The following is an 18,412-nucleotide window of genomic DNA, read 5'->3' as shown; positions in this document are numbered from 1 at the left end:
TAGTTCATCTACAATCATTACTTTAAAAAAGACGATAAGGGGATCGCCGCTTATCGTCTCGTCATTTACTCATTTCACTCTGCAGCTACAGTTTCTGTTTCGTTCGCTGTTTCAGCAGTCGCTTCATCGTCTTCACCTTGACGGGATTCAATCAAAGCATCTGCCATTTTGCTTGTAAGTAAACGTACTGCGCGGATTGCATCGTCGTTCGCCGGGATGACATAGTCGATTTCGTCCGGATCACAGTTAGTATCTACGATTCCAACGAGTGGAATATTTAATTTAATTGCTTCTGCAACAGCAATACGCTCTTTGCGTGGATCTACGATGAAAATAACATCTGGCAATGATTTCATATCACGGATACCGCCAAGGAACTTCACAAGACGTTCGTGCTCTTTGTTCAACTGAGAAACTTCTTTTTTAGGTAGCACATCAAATGTACCGTCCTCTGCCATTTTCTCAATTGCTTTCATGCGAGCCACACGTTTTTGAATTGTTCCAAAGTTAGTCAACGTTCCGCCCAACCAACGTTGGTTAATATAGTACATTCCAGCACGTTCTGCTTCTTCTTTGATCGCTTCTTGTGCTTGCTTTTTTGTACCTACGAAAAGGACTTTTCCACCATCAGCACCGACTTGGCGCATGAAGTTGTAAGCTTCCTCTAATTTTTTTACAGTCTTTTGAAGATCGATGATGTAAATACCGTTACGCTCCACAAAAATGTACTTCTTCATTTTCGGGTTCCAACGGCGTGTTTGGTGTCCGAAATGAACACCTGCTTCTAGTAATTGCTTCATTGAGATTACTGACATGATAATTCCTCCTATGGTTTTTGTCCTCCGCGTACTTCTAGCGAAAAAGCGACCAAACAAAATGGCACCAACTTATTCGTCCGTATGCGTGTGTAGTAATACCATCTACTAAAATAACATAGATGCAGCACTTTTGCAACAGCAGTATCTTGCTATTAACCAAATTTTAATAAGAGCTCAATTTCCGTCTGCCCTTTTCCAAGTTCTTTCGCTATTTCCTGCACAGATTTACCTTGCGCACGAAGCTGCTTTGCCTTGTCACGATCGTCTAAAGGTTTCATCTCTTGTTGATCGGTTGTAGCGGCAGACTCTTGATAAGAACGAATCGCGAAATTAACGGGAACTGAATGTGGTTTTTGTAGATTTTTTTCTTGTATGGCAGCTGATTCTGCCTTAAATACAGATGAAGGAGACGCTTCAGGTTCTCGTTTACTATCCATTCTCCCATTCAATTGTTCGATCAATCGATCATTCTCTTCCTTAATCTCTACCAGATAGGCCATCACGGATTGATCCATCTCTTGCATAAGTTTTTGCTGTTTTTTCTCCAGATTATTGAATTTGGCAATTTTCATATAAAGTAACGTAATGATCATAAAACTAATAATTTGTAAGATAAATAAAATTGCAAGTACGATTCCCATGTTCCATCACCCACTATAATCGAAAAACGAGCCCTTGAATGGATGTTTAACTCGCTGTTCTTCTTTCTGAGGTTGTTCTTTCTGTTGTTGTTCGGGTTGCTCATCGGGCTGTCGTTCATCCGGGTTCAGTTTAGCATATGGATCTGACTCTAAAACAGTCTCTTGATTTTTCTGCACTTGTTTTTCTGTAGATGCATTGGCATGTTGCTGAGCAATTTGTGATTGTTGCTGCTTTTGTTCGGCTATTTTGCCCGCTTCAAACGTTTTGGGAATAGCAATTTGAAGTTCAATACTTTTCAAGCTCATAAAATCCCCCCGTCTGTTATCTCGGCCGCTAGCAGTGACCGCAATTTAAACAATGCTTTGGAATGAATTTGAGATATTCTAGACGTAGATAAACTTAAAATTTCACCGATCTCAGTAAGCGTCATGTCCTCTTGATAAAATAGACTCAGAACAAGTTGTTCATTTTCATTTAATTCTTTAATTTTCACAACAAGTTCACCGAGTAGTTCGCCTTTGACAGCCATCTGTTCCGGTGTCTTCGTTTGTTCATCGCGCAAGATGAAGGTTTGGTCGTTTTGCTCCTCCTCATCATTCATCTTTTCGTCAATAGATAGCACATTCGCAAAATATTGTTCATGAACGGTCTGATATACTTCCTCTGTTGTAATTCCTAGATGATCCGCAACTTCTTCTGGAGTGACTGTTCGTAAGTAGGTTTGTTCGAGCCTGCTGATTTCCTCATCCATTTTCTTGGATTTTTCTCTCGAGGAACGTGATAACCAATCTTCTTTTCGTAAGCCATCCATGATTGTCCCTCGGATACGAAATGAAGCATACGTATCAAACTTTAAATCGCGTGTAGGATCAAATTTCGTCAATGCATCGAATAGGCCTTGATAGCCTAGCGATTTAATTTCATCCCGTGAGACGTTTTTCGGCAGACCAGCACTTATTCGTTGAACATGATAGTTTACTAATGGTGTATACAGTTGGACTAGCGTGTCACCTGCATCAGGATCACGGTCTTCGAGCCATAACTTCCACTGATGCCGTTCAGTTGTTTCCTGCTTTGTCATCGAATTCACGCCTTTCCTGTCAGATTCCGTCTGTCTACTTTTTCTTCTTATCTAATAGTATAGCAAATTCACATAAAGAAAGGCGACTAATGAAATAGTCGCCACAGCTTGTAGACAAAAGAAAAGGGAGGTGGGTAGATTACCATTGATCAACAATCCAGGCGGACACTTTCCGGAAGGCTTGGCTGGAACATTGATCAACTAGCATATTTCCTTGGCTACTTTTTCGTTATGTTGTTTCTAATTAGAGCTCCCGCGTTCCTACATTGACCGTTCGGACATGCAGTATGCTGGTTTCCGGATCGAATTCAATGGTTCTACCGCTCGATCCCCCTGTATCTTCTGCCACGATAGGGATGGAGAGTCTTTTTAGCTCTTGTTTGACAGCTTCCACATTTCTTGGACCGATTCGGATGGTATCATTGGAGCCAAATTGAAACATTTGCGCACCACCGGCAATCTTGGCTTTAATCCCAAAGGGTCGAACACCTTGTGTCTTCAACATTTCCATCATGGCATAAATACCGGTATCTGCGAATTTGGCGACATTTAATTTAGTGGACTTACCTAATTGACTATCGGGCAACATGACATGTACCATACCCGCTATCTTTTTTGATGAATCATACAGTACTACGCCTACACATGAACCTAGACCCGATGTGCGAATCGTCTGAGGAGTTTTGGCGATATTCATATCCGCAATTCCGACACGTATCACTGTTTTAGTATTTTGCATTTACAATACACCTAAAGAACTGAATATTGTACGGTACGATGGCGGATCGGGTAGTAAGAAGAAATGTCCCGCTAAACTTGAAATCCCTTGTTCCCCTTCTTGCAAAATTTCCGTTTCAATTACGATCACTTCATCGCTATACTGGGATACTTCAATTAAACCAAAGCTGACGATCGCACCTACCATATCCACGCTCAAAGAAGGTACAGTCGGATATATATTCAAGGATGTAAAGTCAGACAGTGCCGACAAATAAGAACCTGATAGAATATTACCTAATTCTTGCAATGCAGAGGCACCTAGACCTAAGTCCTCCACATCCGTAAATACAAATTCTACATCTCCGGTCAATTTACGGATGAATTGAGTAGCAGATTCGATGGTTAATACAAAAAACATACTACCCGTCAAATCTCCTTCAATCCGCAAAAAGATTCCAGCGACAATCGTTTCCGTACCTCCTGCGAGTTCAAACATTTCGTCGAATGAAACAAGCTCTACATTTGGGACACGCATATCAATTTTATGCCCTAGAAGTTGTGATAATGAAGTAGCGGCATGAGCAGCACCTATATTACCAATTTCCTTCAATACATCGAGATGCATTTCGGTGATTTCATTTTCAGAATTCATCCGCATTCCCCTTTTTGATCGGTTGCAATACTTTTTCCAGATTCAACATGACGAGAAGACGCTTATCTACTTTGGCAACGCCGGAAATAAATTCTGATTCCACTGAACCCACCACTTCAGGTTGAGGTCCGATTGCACTTGTCGGTACATCCATCACATCATTGGCATCATCAACAATTAATCCAACTTCTGATTCAGCATGTGAAACAATAATTATACAACTAGATTCATCAAATTCCTTTGGTTCCATGTCGAAGCGATCTCGCAAATCTACTACTGGTGTCACAACGCCTCGTAAATTCAATACTCCTTTTACATATGAAGGCATTCTAGGCACACGCGTAATGGATAAGGATTTCTCAATGGATTCCACCACATCCAAACCGATAGCATATTCTTTATTCATTAGTTGAAAAACGATTACTTTCATGTCACTTACTTCTACAGCTTTTGTCATACTTTTTGTCACCTCGATTATTTAATCAGTGCATTGCAGTCGACAATTAGTGCCACTTGGCCGTTGCCGAGTATGGTGGCGCCTGAAATTGCAAACACACTCTGCAAGTAGTTCCCAAGTGATTTTAAAACAATTTCTTGCTGACCAATAAATGAATCTACAACCAAGCCCGCTAAACTTTCACCTTTACGCACAATGACAATAGACTGGAAATCTTCCTCAACTACTTCTTGATCTTTCATTTCGAAAATCTCTTTTAAATCTACTAAAGGTACGATTGTCCCTCGGAAATCAATGACTGGCTGATTATGCGCGTTTAAAATATCCGATTTTTGAATGATAGCTGTTTCTATAATGGAAGACAGTGGGATCGCATAGATTTCCTGATCCAGTTCTACTAACATTACCGAAATGATGGATAAAGTAAGCGGTAATTGTACTTGGAATAAGGAACCTTTTCCTTCTTTCGAATCAATTGAAATATGACCACCGAGAGATTCAATAGTGTTCTTCACTACATCCAAGCCAACTCCGCGTCCTGAGACATCTGTAATGGCTGTTGCAGTTGAAAATCCAGAGGCTAAGATCAGCTCGGCCACTTGTCGATCAGATAAGGTAGAAGCTAATTCTTCGCTGACGATTCCTCGTTCAATTGCTTTACTTACTACACGCTCACGATTAACACCTGCGCCATCATCTTCTAGTTCAATAAAGACATGATTTCCAGAATGATAGGCGCGCAGAGTGACAGTACCTTCCTCTGGCTTCCCTTTTGCGATTCTCTCTTCTGGGCTTTCAATTCCGTGATCTAAGGCATTTCGAATTAAGTGGACGAGCGGATCTCCGATTTCATCGATAACCGTCCGGTCTAGCTCTGTTTCTGCACCAATAATTTCCAAGTTGATTTTTTTATTTAAATCACGTGCTAGCTGACGGACCATTTTAGGAAAACGGTTAAAGACAGTTTCTACAGGAACCATTCGCATATTTAAAATAATATTTTGAAGATCTCCTGACACTCTTGTCATTCTTTCCACTGATTCATTCAGCTCAGGATTATGCAACTCACTTGCGATCGATTGGAGTCTTCCCCGATCGATGACAAGCTCCTCAAATAAGTTCATCAAAATGTCAAGACGATCAATGTTCACTCGTATGGTTTTATTTGAAGTGGAATTAGACGTCTTTTTCGTTTGTGCAGATTCCTTTGGCGTATCTTTTGTCTTTTCTGCTTTTACAGTTGGTGCATTTAATTCATTTTGAACTTCTGGAGACTGTTCATCTTGCTGCTCTAATTCAGTCTGTTTATACTTCTGCACATACTCATCCGTAATATGGGTAATACGCACATCTTCAATTTCGGATACTTTCATGACTTTCGCTTTTAATTCGTCCGCGTCTTCATTCGTTAATAAAACTATCGTAAATTTTTGATCGAACTCTTCATTTTCCAGTTTTTCAACAGTAGGAACTGTTTTAATTACTTCGCCTGACTTTTCTAAAATCTCGAACGTCATGAACACTCGAGCTACTTTCAGTAAGCAATCTTCCCGTAACTGTACAGTTATTTCATATGCATTGAAACCTTGCTCTGAGGATTGCGAGATCACCGTTAATTCAAATTCATCATAATAAACACCTGATGAAGTGACCACGTCTGCTGGAACTTCTTCTGTCGTGACAGCAACAGTATCCTCTGCTAGATCAAGGGGTTCTCCCGCTTCAATCCTATTCAGTGTGTTCACTAAGTTACTGACATCCTTTTTGCCATCGCCGCCAGCCTCGATATCCAGAACCATTAATTCTAAATCATCGGCTGCTTCAAACACGACATCTAATATTTCAGTCGTTACGCTAATTTTAGAGTTTCGGATGGCGTCTAAGACATTTTCCATCTTATGTGTCAAATCTGCAATATCTTCAAAACCCATCGTGGCAGACATCCCTTTTAACGTATGGGCAGCTCTGAAAATTTCATTCACAATTCCTAGATCATCCGGATTGTTTTCTAACGCTAGCAACTGTTCATTGCAAGCTTGCAAGTGTTCTTTACTTTCTTCGATGAACATATCCAAATACTGATTCGTATCCATTGTAAAGCCCCCTAGTCACTTCAAATTTCCCATAATCGCATCTGCGATCTGCTGAACATCTTTTATCTCATCACTTAGACCAGCATCTATTATGGCTTTAGGCATTCCATAAACGACGGAAGTAGTCTTTGATTCCGCTATTGTAACGGTCTTGCAAGAAGCACGTAATATTTCCATTCCTTCTTTCCCGTCATAGCCCATACCGGTCATAATTACCGTCACATATTCTACCTCGGGATGCTTGGCAGCAGATTCTAATAAAACATTGACGGCTGGGCGATGTCCAGAACGCGGTGCCTCTTTCTCATCTAGCAAAATTTGATAGCCTGCCAACGTTTTCTCGAACTTCATGTGCTTTCCGCCGGGTGCGATATATGCTGTACCGTTAGATAGTAATTCACCATTTTCAGCTTCTTTTACCGAAATATCACTCAAACCATTTAAACGTTCAGCTAGCGATTTAGTAAATCCAGGTGGCATATGTTGCACTATTAAAATAGGTGAAGGGAAATCTGCGGGTAGGCGTGTTATCACTTCTTGTAAGGCTCGAGGCCCCCCTGTCGATGTACCTATTATAACAAAGGTTTTAGCAGTGTGGGCTTTATTTTTAGAAAAACTTGCTAAATTACTTGTTGTTTCTGTGATCATTTTATTTATATTTGGCGTTTCCTTCTTTTCAATAGGCAATGAAGATGAATAGCGATTCGTAACAGGAGTGATTTTCCTAGTAAGTGATTGTATTCCGACATTTGACGCGGCAAACACTTTTTCAACAATTTCTTTTTCGATTTCGTGGAGATTCAAAGAGATTGCACCGCCTGGTTTTGCGATCACATCCACTGCTCCATATTCAATGGCTAACACAGCATTTTCTGTATTATGTTTTGTGGTACTAGATAGAATGACAACGGGAACCGGATTATGATCCATCATTTCTCTCAATGCTTGTAATCCGTCCATTACAGGCATTTCAATATCCATCGTCACCACGTCCGGTTGAAGCGTGCGTACTTTGTCAACTGCATCTTTTCCATTTCTAGCAATACCAATGACTTCCATTAGCGGATGTTCATTCAGCATATCTGAAATTAACTTCCGCATAAAAGCTGAATCATCTACGACAAGCACTCTTTTTTTCTTGCCCATCATCAAATCAGCCACGCCCTTTCCGAAAAATACTTTTTAATTTCCCGAGGAATCCTGACGTCTCAATAGAAGTATGAGGCTGATCTCCGAGTAAAAATGACTCAGTTATGACTTTCATCCGTTTGGTAATTTGTGAATTTGGATATAGTTTCACGAAAGGGGTTTGCGCGACTACTGCATTGCGTACATTGGTATCATCAGGTAAAAATCCAAGGACATTCGTTTCAGCCGATAAAAATTTGCGCATGGCCAGTTGTAATCTCGCTACCGAATCACGTCCGTCCTCTTCTTTTATTACCCTGTTACTGACAATATGAAAAGTTTTGTCAGCATCTTGCATACAAATAAATTTCATCATCGAGTAAGCATCTGTAATTGACGTTGGTTCTGGAGTTGAGATTAAAATAATTTCGTCCACTGCCAGTATTAAATCGATCGAGCTTTTAGTAGCTCCAGCTCCCATGTCAAATAGAATCACATCATAGTCTGCCTGCAGAATGGAAAAGCCTTCAATCAATCGATCAAACATTGATTCAGACCACTCCATTACCGTTTCTAAACCTGAACCGCCTGCAATAAAAGCCAACTCATTATCCAAAGGAGTGATCACATCTTGTAACTCTTTGGAACCTGTCAAGTAATCTTTTAAACTATGATTAGGTGTCGCTCCAAATAAAATATGGATATTGCCCATCCCGATATCCATATCTACAATGATTACTTTCTGACCTTTCGCTGCAAGTGAATAGGAGAAATTGGCTGTAAAATTAGATTTACCAACACCGCCTTTTCCACTAATGATCGCTACAGAGCGGGCTGTTTTTCTATGTGCTTTTAACATTTTCATTCGTAACGCCTCTGCTTGATCATGCATCTAGATCACCTGCTAACAAAAGAGAGAATACTTTCTCAAACGTGGCTTCGGTAATATCTTCCGGCACTTCTTGACCATCTGTATAATACGCCATGCCAATATTGTATTTCAGCATTAAATTGATCATCGAGCCAACAGAACTTGTTTCGTCTATTTTCGTGAAAATGAATTTTTCAATCGGAAATTTTTCGAAACGCTCAACAATCACGTCCATATCTTGTTCTTTTGATGTTGTGGACAGAACAAGATATGTTTCCATATCTAATGAAAAGTCCACTAGTTTCTGTAAATCTTCTACAAATTTAGCTTCTTTATAATTACGTCCAGCCGTATCGATGAAGATCAAATCACGGTCTGCCAACTTTTCAATAGCCTCTCGAAAATCCGCTTCGTTGTAGGCGATTTCCACTGGTGCTTGGAGCAGGTTCGCATATGTCCGTAATTGTTCGATTGCAGCAATACGATACGTATCGGTTGTGATGAAGCCTATTTTCTTTTTTTCTTCTAACAATGCGCGGGCCGCAATTTTTGCGATCGTTGTAGTTTTCCCTACTCCAGTTGGACCAAGTACATTTATATATTTTTTGGTATAAGAAATTCCGCCGAACGGTACATCTTTCAGTTTGGCGGAAAACCATTTTTTCATTAATTCAAGTTGTTCACTCGCAGTTGAATCTTTTTTATCCTTTTTCATTTGTTGGTATAACGAATCGCCAACTTCAACTATATATTCCTGTGCAAGTCCTTGTGACTGCAGTCTTGTCAATAGAGGCAACAACTCATCGGGATACTTTTCAAGTGTACGATCACTTTGCTGGATCCCTTTTATCAGTTTTTTCATTTCTTGCATCTCTTTTTGTAATTGATCTGTTGTATCCGATTCAAATACAGGTTGTACCACAGGACGTATGGGTGGTTCATAAGGCTGCTTTTCTATCTTTTGATCAAAACCAGCGACTACTTCCACTGAACGCTTTTGAAAGAAACCAAGAAAACCTTTCGTCTTCGTCACATTTGAACTTAGGATGACTGCATCATCCCCAAAATCTTCACGTACTTTTTTCATAGCCTCCACCATGGTAGAGGCTGTATATTTCTTCATTTTCATTAAATATCCACCACCCCTACGCTTTGGACTTCTACAGATGCTTCAAGTTCATTATAAGACAGTATAGGTATTTGTGGGAAATAACGTTCTGTAATTTGACGCAAATACATTCGAATGGCCGGAGAACACAAAATAACTGGTGCTTGATCTAGCAACGCTACACGCTCTATTTCTTGCGCTATTCTCTCTAGAATAGCTTGAGACTGTGCGGGATCAATGGATAAGAAGCTTCCTTGTTCCGTCTGCTGTATACTATCAGCAATCAACTTTTCTACTTTTCCGGAAACTGTTAATACTTTTAATGCCTCACTACCTACAACATATTGACTAGTAATCTGCCTAGCTAATGATTGTCTGACATATTCAGTTAACACATCAACATCGGACGTGAATTTTGAATAATCAGCTAGTGTTTCAAAAATAATAGGCAAGTTCCGAACAGATACTTGCTCGCTTAACAACTTGGCCAGCACTTTTTGAATCTCACCAATTGATAATGGCGTAGGTGTCAATTCATCAACCAAAATTGGATAGGTCTCATGCACATGATCGACCAACTGTTTTGTCTCTTGCCGTCCCAACAAGTCCGCTGCATTCGCACGTATCACTTCTGTTACATGAGTAGAAACAACGCTAGGCGGATCAACCACCGTATAGCCCATAATCTCAGCCTCTTCTTTTGCATCTTCCGTGATCCATTTTGCAGGAAGTCCAAATGAAGGTTCTATTGTATCGATCCCCTCAATCATGTCTTCTCCGCCAGGACTCATCGCCAGATAATGATCCAATAATAATTCTCCTCTTGCCATCTCATTACCTTTAATTTTGATTCGGTATTCATTTGGTTGCAACTGAATATTATCGCGAATGCGCACGACAGGTATTACTAATCCCAGTTCAATCGCCAACTGTCGTCGGATCATTACCACACGATCCAGTAAATCCCCACCTTGTGTCGCATCAACGAGCGGTATCAAGCCATAGCCAAATTCAAATTCGATTGGGTCGACATTCAGTAAATCGACTACGTTTTCAGGCCGCTTTAGTCCTTCTGTTTCTACTTCCTCTTCCATTTCAAGCAACTCGTCTGGATTTTCCTCAGGTTTTCGTGACATCATAAAGGCACCTGCTGCTAATGCTAATGCAATTGGAATAGTCAAGATATCATTAATAGGTGTTGCAAGACCAAGCAAAAACACCGTGACAGCGGCTACGTAAAGCAGTTTGGGCTGCCCTAGTAGTTGATTGGTGATATCCGTTCCAAGATTCCCTTCAGATGCTGCACGTGTCACTACAATACCGGTTGCTGTAGAAATAAGTAGAGCTGGAATTTGAGAAACGATTCCGTCCCCAACCGTTAAACGAGAAAATTGAGTGGCTGCTTCTGCAAAAGGTAGATCCATTTGAACCACGCCAATGATCATACCAACTAGTAAGTTGATTATGACAATGATGATCCCTGCAATTGCATCCCCTTTAACAAATTTCGTCGCACCATCCATCGCACCATAAAAATCCGCTTCGTTACTAACTTTTTCACGTCTTGCCCGCGCTTCCGTATCAGAAATCATCCCGGCATTCAAGTCCGCATCAATACTCATTTGCTTACCAGGCATCGCGTCTAGTGTGAAACGAGCTGCGACTTCAGAAACACGTTCAGAACCTTTTGTAATGACAATAAATTGAATGATGATTAAAATTACAAAGACCACAAGACCAACTACGATATTTCCACCTGTTACAAACGTACCAAATGTGTCGACTACGCCACCCGCATCTCCTTCTGAAAGAATTGCACGCGTAGTGGAGACATTGAGACCAAGGCGGAACAACGTCAGTAATAATAGCAAAGACGGAAATATAGAAAACTGTAACGCTTCTTGCATATTCATGGCTGTCAATAAAACAAGCAAGCCTAAAGTAATATTGATGATGATTAAGAAACTTAATAACCATGGGGGTAATGGGATGACTAGCATCGCAACGATCATTATAACCGCTGCAAGCACACCGATATCTTTAAACTGCATGTCACCCCTACTTTCTCATTTCACTTATATTTTTCGCTGAATGCGATAGACGTACGCTAAAATTTCTGCCACAGCCTTGAAAAACTGTTCTGGTATCCGATCACCGATTTCGACCTCATCGTACATAGAACGGGCTAGCGGACGATTTTCAACCATGACGATATCATTCTCTTTGGCAATCATCTTGATCTTTTGTGCAATAAAATCTGCACCCTTCGCCACGACAATAGGTGAATCCATCTGTTCCTCATCGTACTTTAACGCAATGGCAAAGTGAGTAGGATTCGTGATAACAACGTCTGCCTGCGGTATTTCTTGCATCATTCTACGCATAGCCATTTCTCGCTGACGCTGCTTAATCCGAGATTTGATGAGCGGATCACCATCCATATTTTTATGTTCATCCTTAATATCCTGCTTGGACATTCTTAGGTTTTTTTCATAGTCAAATTTCTGATACAAGAAATCCAATATTGAAATGAAAAGTAAAACAAATGAAGCGACAATGCCCATCAGTCCTACTAATTTAGCAATCGTCAATAACGTCATTTGTGGTGTTCGAAAAGCAAGATCTAATACTTGTCCTAAATTCATCCAAATGATCATTGCTGTCACCGTTCCAATAAATGAAATCTTCAGAATGGATTTCAATAACTCTACAATGGCACGTATTGAAAATATACGTTTTAAACCTTTAATTGGATCAATCTTTTTTAAATCAAATTTTAATGGCTCCCCAGTGAACAGCAAACCGAATTGAATCAAATTGGCTGCAATACTCGCGATCACAGCAATGATCATAATAGGCAATAAAATGATAGCCATCTGTTTAACAACATCCATATAAACTAACATGACTTGATCTTCGTTCATCGTATGTATAGGAATAAAATGAGTGAATGATTCACGGAAAAACAGAAAGAAATGATCTCTCATGAACCCTGCTGCAAAAAACATGAAAAGAAACACAGATAATAGAACGATCGCGCTCGTAACGTCCTGACTCTTCAATACTTGTCCCTTTTTCCGTGAATCCTCTCTTTTTTTCGGGGTAGCTTTTTCTGTTTTTTCGCCGGCAAAGAATTGCAAATCAAGTGTCAGCAACAATCTACCCACCTCCTAGCAGTACCATCAGGTCTCTCATCGTGATGATCATCACTTCAAATAGCTTTTTCATTAGTGCAATCAATACACTTGACATGGTCACTAATACAAGAAAGCTAACTCCAATTTTAATAGGGAAACCAACCACAAAAATGTTTAACTGTGGAACTGCTCTGGCAGTAATCCCAAGAGCCAAATCTACTAGAAACAAAGTAGCAACGACAGGAATCGCCATTTGAAAGGCAATAGCAAAAGCTTTGGCGAATGTTACAACCATGAATTCCGCCACATTCGCATCACCGAATGGAGGCCATAGCTGATTGACCGGAACAAACTCATAACTGTAGAAAATCCCATCCAGCAACATATGATGGCCATTTACTGCAAGCAACAGCAACATAGCCAATGAATTGAAAAATTGACCAAGCAAAGGGGACTGTGCGCCTGTTTGCGGATCAATGACGTTGGCTATAGCAAAGCCCATCTGGAAGTCGATAAACCCTCCCGCCACTTGGATGGCTGCCATAATAATAAAAGCGGCAATGCCAATCGACAAACCGACAACCGCTTCTTTTATCACAAGCAATATGTATTGACCATCAATTTCTATATCTGGCACATCCACTGTATAGGACATCATCCATGCAAGTAGAGCAGCAAAGATCAAGCGCTGTGTCGCCGGGATGGAACGGTAAGAAAATAACGGCAGTGTAACAAAAAAAGATGTAACACGTGTTAAAATGAGTAAAAATGCAGGCAATGACGGAATGAGCTCATTCATTCAATCACCCGATATACCTAGAGAGATTAGAAAAGATTTCACTCGCATAATTTGTAACATACGACAGCATCCATGGACCAAAAAACACGATGGCAACCATGACCGCAATAATCTTTGGAACAAAAGCCAATGTCTGCTCTTGAATCTGTGTAGTGGCTTGAAAAATACTGACTCCAAGACCAGTCAATAACGCAACGATCAAGAGAGGACCTGATGCGAGAAGAATGACCCATACTGACCGTTCTGCAATGGATATAACAAATTCACTCGTCAACTGAATCCCTCCCTAAAAGCTTTGTAACAATGACTGGATAATTAAATACCAACCGTCCACCAAAACAAACAGTAATATTTTAAATGGCAATGAAATCATAACAGGTGGTAGCATCATCATCCCCATTGACATGAGGACACTGGCTACAATCATATCAATCACTAAAAATGGAATGAATATCATAAAACCCATTTGAAAGGCTGTTTTAATTTCACTTAACGCAAATGCTGGAACCATCATAGTCAGCGGTATATCCTCAATTGTTTCAGGACGTTCCATTTGATTATAACGCATGAATAATTCCAAATCTTTCTGTCTCGTATGTGTACTCATAAACTCTTTAAACGGCACACTTGCACGTTCATACGCTTCGTCCAAGGTTATTTCTTCATCAAACAACGGAGTCAGTGCTTCATCATTAACTTGTTGCAAGACAGGTGCCATGATGAAGAAAGTCAAAAACAATGCTAGTCCAACTAACACCTGATTGGGTGGCATCTGCTGAGTGGCAAGAGCCGTTCGTACGAAAGACAAAACAATAATGATCCGTGCAAATGAGGTCATTAAAATCAAAATAGCTGGAGCAAGAGACAGAACTGTCAATAACAACAGCATTTTTATTGAAGTAGAGACATTGGCCGGATCACTGTTTGAAAATGATTCTAGAAAGTCAGTCATCCCGGTCGCTCCCTTTCCCCTTCAATCGATCCAATTGCTGCTTTCGATCTGCTTTAATCTCTTCTATTTTGGATGAAAACAATTGACTGAAATCGGTGGGTTCCACTGAAGTATTTTCAGACTTTTTATTCTTAAAAAATCGCTGGTATAGCTGAGTCAACAATCCATTTTGTATCACACGATCATCTCGATCATAGCGTGCCAGCAATTCTTCGATTTCAGCGGGATCTTCGATTTCTTTCAAAAGTTGTACATTTTCGCCCACACCTACAACAAAATAATGATTTCCCATTTTCACTAATTGAATCGATTTATGTTGCCCAAGTGGAACTCCGCCTAAATTGGTCATTAAGCGATTTTGATCGAAACTACGATTGCGCTTATTTAAGAAACGTAACAGCCATACAAGCAAGCCGATCACAAAGACAAAAGCTAGTAATGTTCGAATATAATCCCAAGCTGATAGACCTTTTGGTGTATCAGTAGAAGGCTCGGTGTCGGAAACTGTCTCATTGTCTACTTTATCGGCTGCAGGATCGGCAGTACCGCATTCTTTTCCTTTTCCTATGCAATCGGAGACACTAACGTTCGGATCCGTCTCTGCATGCGCTGGAGGAATCCATAAGACAATACAAACGATTAGGGTAATAAGCCCTTTGATAAATAGTTTTGCTTTCATAAGGCGATTTAGCTCAACGCTTTGTCGATCGCTTCAATCACTCGGTCCGCTTGGAATGGCTTAACGATAAAATCTTTTGCTCCTGCTTGGATAGCGTCAATTACCATTGCTTGTTGCCCCATTGCTGAACACATAATGATGGTCGCGGAAGGATCGGTGCCTTTAATTGCTTTTAGCGCAGCTATACCGTCCATCTCTGGCATTGTAATATCCATCGTCACCAAGTCTGGTTTTAATTCACTATACTTCTCTACGGCTTGTGCACCATCTGCCGCTTCTCCTACTACTTCATAATTATTTTTTGTTAAAATATCTTTGATCATCATGCGCATAAATGCCGCGTCGTCTACTACTAAAATTCGTTTTCCCATACAAATTCCCCTCCAGATATCTTCTATCGTAAATTATTTAATCGGTCCATCTGACTCAGTATATCCGTAATACGGACACCAAAGTTTTCATCGATAACTACCACTTCACCTTTTGCGATAAAGCGATTATTGACTAGAATATCGACCGGTTCACCCGCCAACTTATCCAGTTCAATGATCGAGCCGCCAGACATTTCTAATATTTCTTTGACGGAACGTTTCGTACGGCCTAATTCTACCGTTACTTGAAGTGGTATATCAAGTAGCATATTTAAATTATTTGATTCTTCCTTGCTCAAACTAGGTGCTTGGAAGCTTGCAAACTCAGCCTGTTGCACTTGTACTTGCGGCTGTGCTGGTCTTTGCGGTAATGGTGCCGCTTGTTGAGGTGGTGCTTGGAAAGAGGGCTCCGGTTGTGGCGGAGCTTGATACGGAGCATCTGCAACTGGTGGTGTTGCAGGTAGTTCTTCCGTAACTGTTGCGGCTTCTTCTTCTCCCATTAATGAAGAAACAAGCTTCTTCCCAAATTCAAGCGGGAACAACTGCATAATATTAGAGTCGATCAGCTCGCCTACCTTCAAATCAAATGACACTCTAATCAGCAAGTTATGAGGAGGAATATGTTCTGTTCCTTGATCTAGCTGAATATTCATTAAGTCAATTGTCGGAGGTGATATATCTACCTTTTTATTAAAAATGGTCGACATCGATGTGGCAGAAGAGCCCATCATTTGATTCATCGCTTCCTGTACAGCACTCAAATGAATATCGCCCAACTCTTCATTTGGAGAGGTACCATCTCCGCCAAGCATTAGATCGGCGATAATAGCTGCGTCACTTTGTTTAATAACAAGCAAATTTGCTCCGCTCAAACCTTCTGTATATTCCACTTTTATCGCAACATAAGGATGGACAAACTCGTCACCCAACTCATCGCGATTGATCAGTGAAATGGTCGGCGTGGTAATATCCACTTTTTGTCCAAGTAACGCTGACAAGGCTGTCGCTGAACTGCCGAATGAAATATTTCCAACTTCCCCGAGTGCGTCTTGCTCCATCTCTGTTAAGTAATCACTAATTTGTATCTCGGCTGAATCGGGCTCTGATTGCTCAGCCGGTTCCAGCGTTTCGCCACGCAATAACGCTTCAATTTCTTCCTGTGAGAGAATGTTATCACTCATCATCCTCATCCCCTCCCGTCTCCAAAATATCCATTATTTGAACAGCCATTCGATTTCGCATCTTTCCTGGCTGTGCAGTAAATTTCGGTGTCTCTCCCACCCTGATCGTAAGCGGCTCATCAATTCGGGTATCCAATGAAATGACATCTCCCATTTGCAAGTAAAGAAAATCCTCTACGGATATTTCTCCCTTACCTAAGTCAGCAACAATTGGTAATGTGGCTTTTTTGATTCGTTTCTCGAGTAGCACACTTTGCTCAGGTGTCGGTTCTTTTTTATTCGTCTGCATCCAATAACGTACCGATAAGTTTGGAATAATCGGCTCTAGAACGATATGTGGTATACAAATGTTAATCATACCACTCGATTCTCCGATGACAATATTGAAGGAGATGACAACGACTGTTTCATTAGGTGAGATCATCTGCAAAAATTGAGGATTCACTTCCATTTCTGCAAGGTACGGATCAATTTCAATTAGCCCCGACCAAGCTTCCCGTAAATTATCAAAAGAACGCTCAAATAAGTTAGTTAAGATCTTCGTTTCAATCTCCGTCATATTGTCAACTTTTCCGGAACTTGAGCCGAACCCACCCATTAGCCGCTCAAGCATGGAATACGCGACATTCGGATTGACTTCCATCAAAATATTACCTTCTAATGGCGAAACATCAAATATATTAATTAATGTCATGTGCGGAATGGAACTAATAAACTCTTCAAACGGTATCTGATCGACCGACACCACATTGATCTGGATGTATGTACGCAGCTGAGCGGAAAAATACGTCGTCAGCAATCTAGCGAAATTCTCATGGATTCGTGTTAAACTTCGAATCTGATCTTTTGAGAAACGCAACGCCCGTTTGAAATCATATACTCTTACTTTCCGGGTCTCATCTTCCTTTTTCATTTCTTCTGCTGACATTTCACCCGTTGATAGCGCAGATAACAACGCATCTATTTCATTTTGGGACAGTACATCTCCCGACATAAGCCCACCTCCTCTTGCGTAAGCACCTCTTACAGACCATAACGCCCGTTACTGAATAATGTAAGAGACAATATACACTTTCTCTATTTTACCGTCTTGCATTAGTTCATTCAGCTGGGCTTTGATGGAATCTTGGAACTGCTGTTTCCCTGCTTTGCCTTCAAAATCTTTCGCAGATAACTCGGAAAGCTCTTGGATGACGAGGTTTTTCACTTGGAAATCACGCTTCGTCAATTCTTCCGCTGCTTTCTTGCTGTCTGTTTGAATCTTCAAAGACACACGAATAAAATTACGTCCAGAAAGATTGGTTGTAATTTCTTCTATATCAACAGAGGATTCAATAATCTCATCAATATTCGGCCCCTTCTCTGAAGCTTCATCACCTTTATTAAAATTCAAAATAAGAACGACAGCTACCACACCAATCAATGTGATACTTACTAAAATAATCAATGAAATCGTCAATAATTTATTCTTCATCTTCTTCACCCCGGGTATGCGGATTCGACAGCAATTGGACCGCTTGATAAAATTCAATGATCCGGCTGTTCACTTCCTCAACCGTATCAAGGACGATATACTTTGACCCTGTCGTCAACGTAATCGTCGTATCTGGAAACGACTCGATCTTCTCTATGTATAATGCATTCAATGTGAATGTAGTCCGATTCAATCGCGTTACTTTAATCATATGTAAGGGCCAGGCCAAGGCCGGCCCGACCCTCCTTT

The 18,412-nt window shown here is 40.6% G+C and carries 22 protein-coding genes; all 22 read right to left on the bottom strand.

Annotated features, from left to right (window positions below):
* Nucleotides 1-74 precede the first annotated feature (74 nt).
* Nucleotides 75-815, bottom strand: a complete 741-nt coding sequence (rpsB, locus tag GD002_RS05320) for a 30S ribosomal protein S2 (protein ID WP_153731305.1) — start codon at nucleotides 813-815, stop codon at nucleotides 75-77.
* A gap of 155 nt (nucleotides 816-970) precedes the next feature.
* Nucleotides 971-1,459, bottom strand: coding sequence for a helix-turn-helix domain-containing protein (locus GD002_RS05315; protein ID WP_153731304.1), 489 nt, complete (start codon nucleotides 1,457-1,459; stop codon nucleotides 971-973).
* Between the two features lie 6 nt (nucleotides 1,460-1,465).
* Nucleotides 1,466-1,765 (bottom strand): RNA polymerase subunit sigma, encoded by a 300-nt coding sequence (locus tag GD002_RS05310; protein WP_153731303.1) that lies wholly within the window; start codon nucleotides 1,763-1,765, stop codon nucleotides 1,466-1,468.
* Complete coding sequence (locus tag GD002_RS05305; RefSeq protein ID WP_153731302.1) at nucleotides 1,762-2,541, bottom strand: FliA/WhiG family RNA polymerase sigma factor; 780 nt, start codon at nucleotides 2,539-2,541, stop codon at nucleotides 1,762-1,764. The genes GD002_RS05310 and GD002_RS05305 overlap by 4 nt, the downstream gene beginning before the upstream one ends.
* Before the next feature lie 244 nt (nucleotides 2,542-2,785).
* Nucleotides 2,786-3,280: a chemotaxis protein CheD gene (locus tag GD002_RS05300; protein ID WP_153731301.1), complete on the bottom strand. Its 495-nt coding sequence runs from the start codon at nucleotides 3,278-3,280 to the stop codon at nucleotides 2,786-2,788.
* On the bottom strand, nucleotides 3,281-3,913 hold the full coding sequence (locus GD002_RS05295) for a chemotaxis protein CheC (RefSeq protein ID WP_153731300.1): 633 nt from the start codon (nucleotides 3,911-3,913) through the stop codon (nucleotides 3,281-3,283).
* Nucleotides 3,903-4,370 carry a chemotaxis protein CheW gene (locus GD002_RS05290; RefSeq protein ID WP_153731299.1) on the bottom strand — a complete coding sequence of 156 codons (468 nt, stop codon included), beginning with the start codon at nucleotides 4,368-4,370 and terminating at the stop codon, nucleotides 3,903-3,905. The genes GD002_RS05295 and GD002_RS05290 overlap by 11 nt, the downstream gene beginning before the upstream one ends.
* A gap of 17 nt (nucleotides 4,371-4,387) precedes the next feature.
* On the bottom strand, nucleotides 4,388-6,463 hold the full coding sequence (locus GD002_RS05285; protein WP_153731298.1) for a chemotaxis protein CheA: 2,076 nt from the start codon (nucleotides 6,461-6,463) through the stop codon (nucleotides 4,388-4,390).
* Between the two features lie 15 nt (nucleotides 6,464-6,478).
* Complete coding sequence (locus GD002_RS05280; RefSeq protein WP_408020078.1) at nucleotides 6,479-7,612, bottom strand: protein-glutamate methylesterase/protein-glutamine glutaminase; 1,134 nt, start codon at nucleotides 7,610-7,612, stop codon at nucleotides 6,479-6,481.
* 4 nt (nucleotides 7,613-7,616) lie between these two features.
* Entirely contained in the window at nucleotides 7,617-8,483 is an 867-nt protein-coding gene (locus GD002_RS05275; protein WP_153731296.1) for a MinD/ParA family protein, read from the bottom strand.
* Nucleotides 8,476-9,591, bottom strand: coding sequence for a flagellar biosynthesis protein FlhF (gene flhF / locus GD002_RS05270; RefSeq protein ID WP_153731295.1), 1,116 nt, complete (start codon nucleotides 9,589-9,591; stop codon nucleotides 8,476-8,478). Before flhF ends, GD002_RS05275 begins: the two co-directional genes overlap by 8 nt.
* On the bottom strand, nucleotides 9,591-11,621 hold the full coding sequence (gene flhA, locus GD002_RS05265; RefSeq protein ID WP_153731294.1) for a flagellar biosynthesis protein FlhA: 2,031 nt from the start codon (nucleotides 11,619-11,621) through the stop codon (nucleotides 9,591-9,593). Before flhA ends, flhF begins: the two co-directional genes overlap by 1 nt.
* Nucleotides 11,622-11,645: 24 nt before the next feature.
* Complete coding sequence (gene flhB, locus GD002_RS05260; RefSeq protein WP_153731293.1) at nucleotides 11,646-12,737, bottom strand: flagellar biosynthesis protein FlhB; 1,092 nt, start codon at nucleotides 12,735-12,737, stop codon at nucleotides 11,646-11,648.
* Nucleotides 12,730-13,506 carry a flagellar biosynthetic protein FliR gene (gene fliR, locus GD002_RS05255; RefSeq protein ID WP_153731292.1) on the bottom strand — a complete coding sequence of 259 codons (777 nt, stop codon included), beginning with the start codon at nucleotides 13,504-13,506 and terminating at the stop codon, nucleotides 12,730-12,732. The genes flhB and fliR overlap by 8 nt, the downstream gene beginning before the upstream one ends.
* 4 nt (nucleotides 13,507-13,510) lie before the next feature.
* On the bottom strand, nucleotides 13,511-13,780 hold the full coding sequence (gene fliQ / locus GD002_RS05250) for a flagellar biosynthesis protein FliQ (protein ID WP_153731291.1): 270 nt from the start codon (nucleotides 13,778-13,780) through the stop codon (nucleotides 13,511-13,513).
* A 12-nt stretch (nucleotides 13,781-13,792) separates the two neighbouring features.
* A complete protein-coding gene (gene fliP / locus GD002_RS05245; protein WP_153731290.1) occupies nucleotides 13,793-14,458 on the bottom strand; it encodes a flagellar type III secretion system pore protein FliP in 666 nt (221 codons plus the stop codon).
* On the bottom strand, nucleotides 14,451-15,137 hold the full coding sequence (locus tag GD002_RS05240) for a flagellar biosynthetic protein FliO (protein ID WP_153731289.1): 687 nt from the start codon (nucleotides 15,135-15,137) through the stop codon (nucleotides 14,451-14,453). The genes fliP and GD002_RS05240 overlap by 8 nt, the downstream gene beginning before the upstream one ends.
* Before the next feature lie 8 nt (nucleotides 15,138-15,145).
* On the bottom strand, nucleotides 15,146-15,508 hold the full coding sequence (locus GD002_RS05235) for a response regulator (protein ID WP_153731288.1): 363 nt from the start codon (nucleotides 15,506-15,508) through the stop codon (nucleotides 15,146-15,148).
* Between the two features lie 23 nt (nucleotides 15,509-15,531).
* Complete coding sequence (gene fliY / locus GD002_RS05230; protein ID WP_153731389.1) at nucleotides 15,532-16,689, bottom strand: flagellar motor switch phosphatase FliY; 1,158 nt, start codon at nucleotides 16,687-16,689, stop codon at nucleotides 15,532-15,534.
* Nucleotides 16,682-17,683, bottom strand: coding sequence for a flagellar motor switch protein FliM (gene fliM, locus GD002_RS05225; protein WP_153731287.1), 1,002 nt, complete (start codon nucleotides 17,681-17,683; stop codon nucleotides 16,682-16,684). Before fliM ends, fliY begins: the two co-directional genes overlap by 8 nt.
* A gap of 48 nt (nucleotides 17,684-17,731) precedes the next feature.
* Nucleotides 17,732-18,163, bottom strand: coding sequence for a flagellar basal body-associated protein FliL (gene fliL, locus GD002_RS05220; RefSeq protein WP_153731286.1), 432 nt, complete (start codon nucleotides 18,161-18,163; stop codon nucleotides 17,732-17,734).
* Nucleotides 18,153-18,374, bottom strand: coding sequence for a flagellar FlbD family protein (locus tag GD002_RS05215; RefSeq protein ID WP_153731388.1), 222 nt, complete (start codon nucleotides 18,372-18,374; stop codon nucleotides 18,153-18,155). Before GD002_RS05215 ends, fliL begins: the two co-directional genes overlap by 11 nt.
* Nucleotides 18,375-18,412: the final 38 nt, after the last annotated feature.

Origin of the sequence: Sporosarcina obsidiansis (assembly GCF_009651005.1) — a bacterium.
GTDB lineage: Bacteria > Bacillota > Bacilli > Bacillales_A > Planococcaceae > Sporosarcina > Sporosarcina obsidiansis.
Note: the sequence above shows the minus strand (reverse complement) of the source record. Positions and strands in the feature narration are given on the sequence as shown.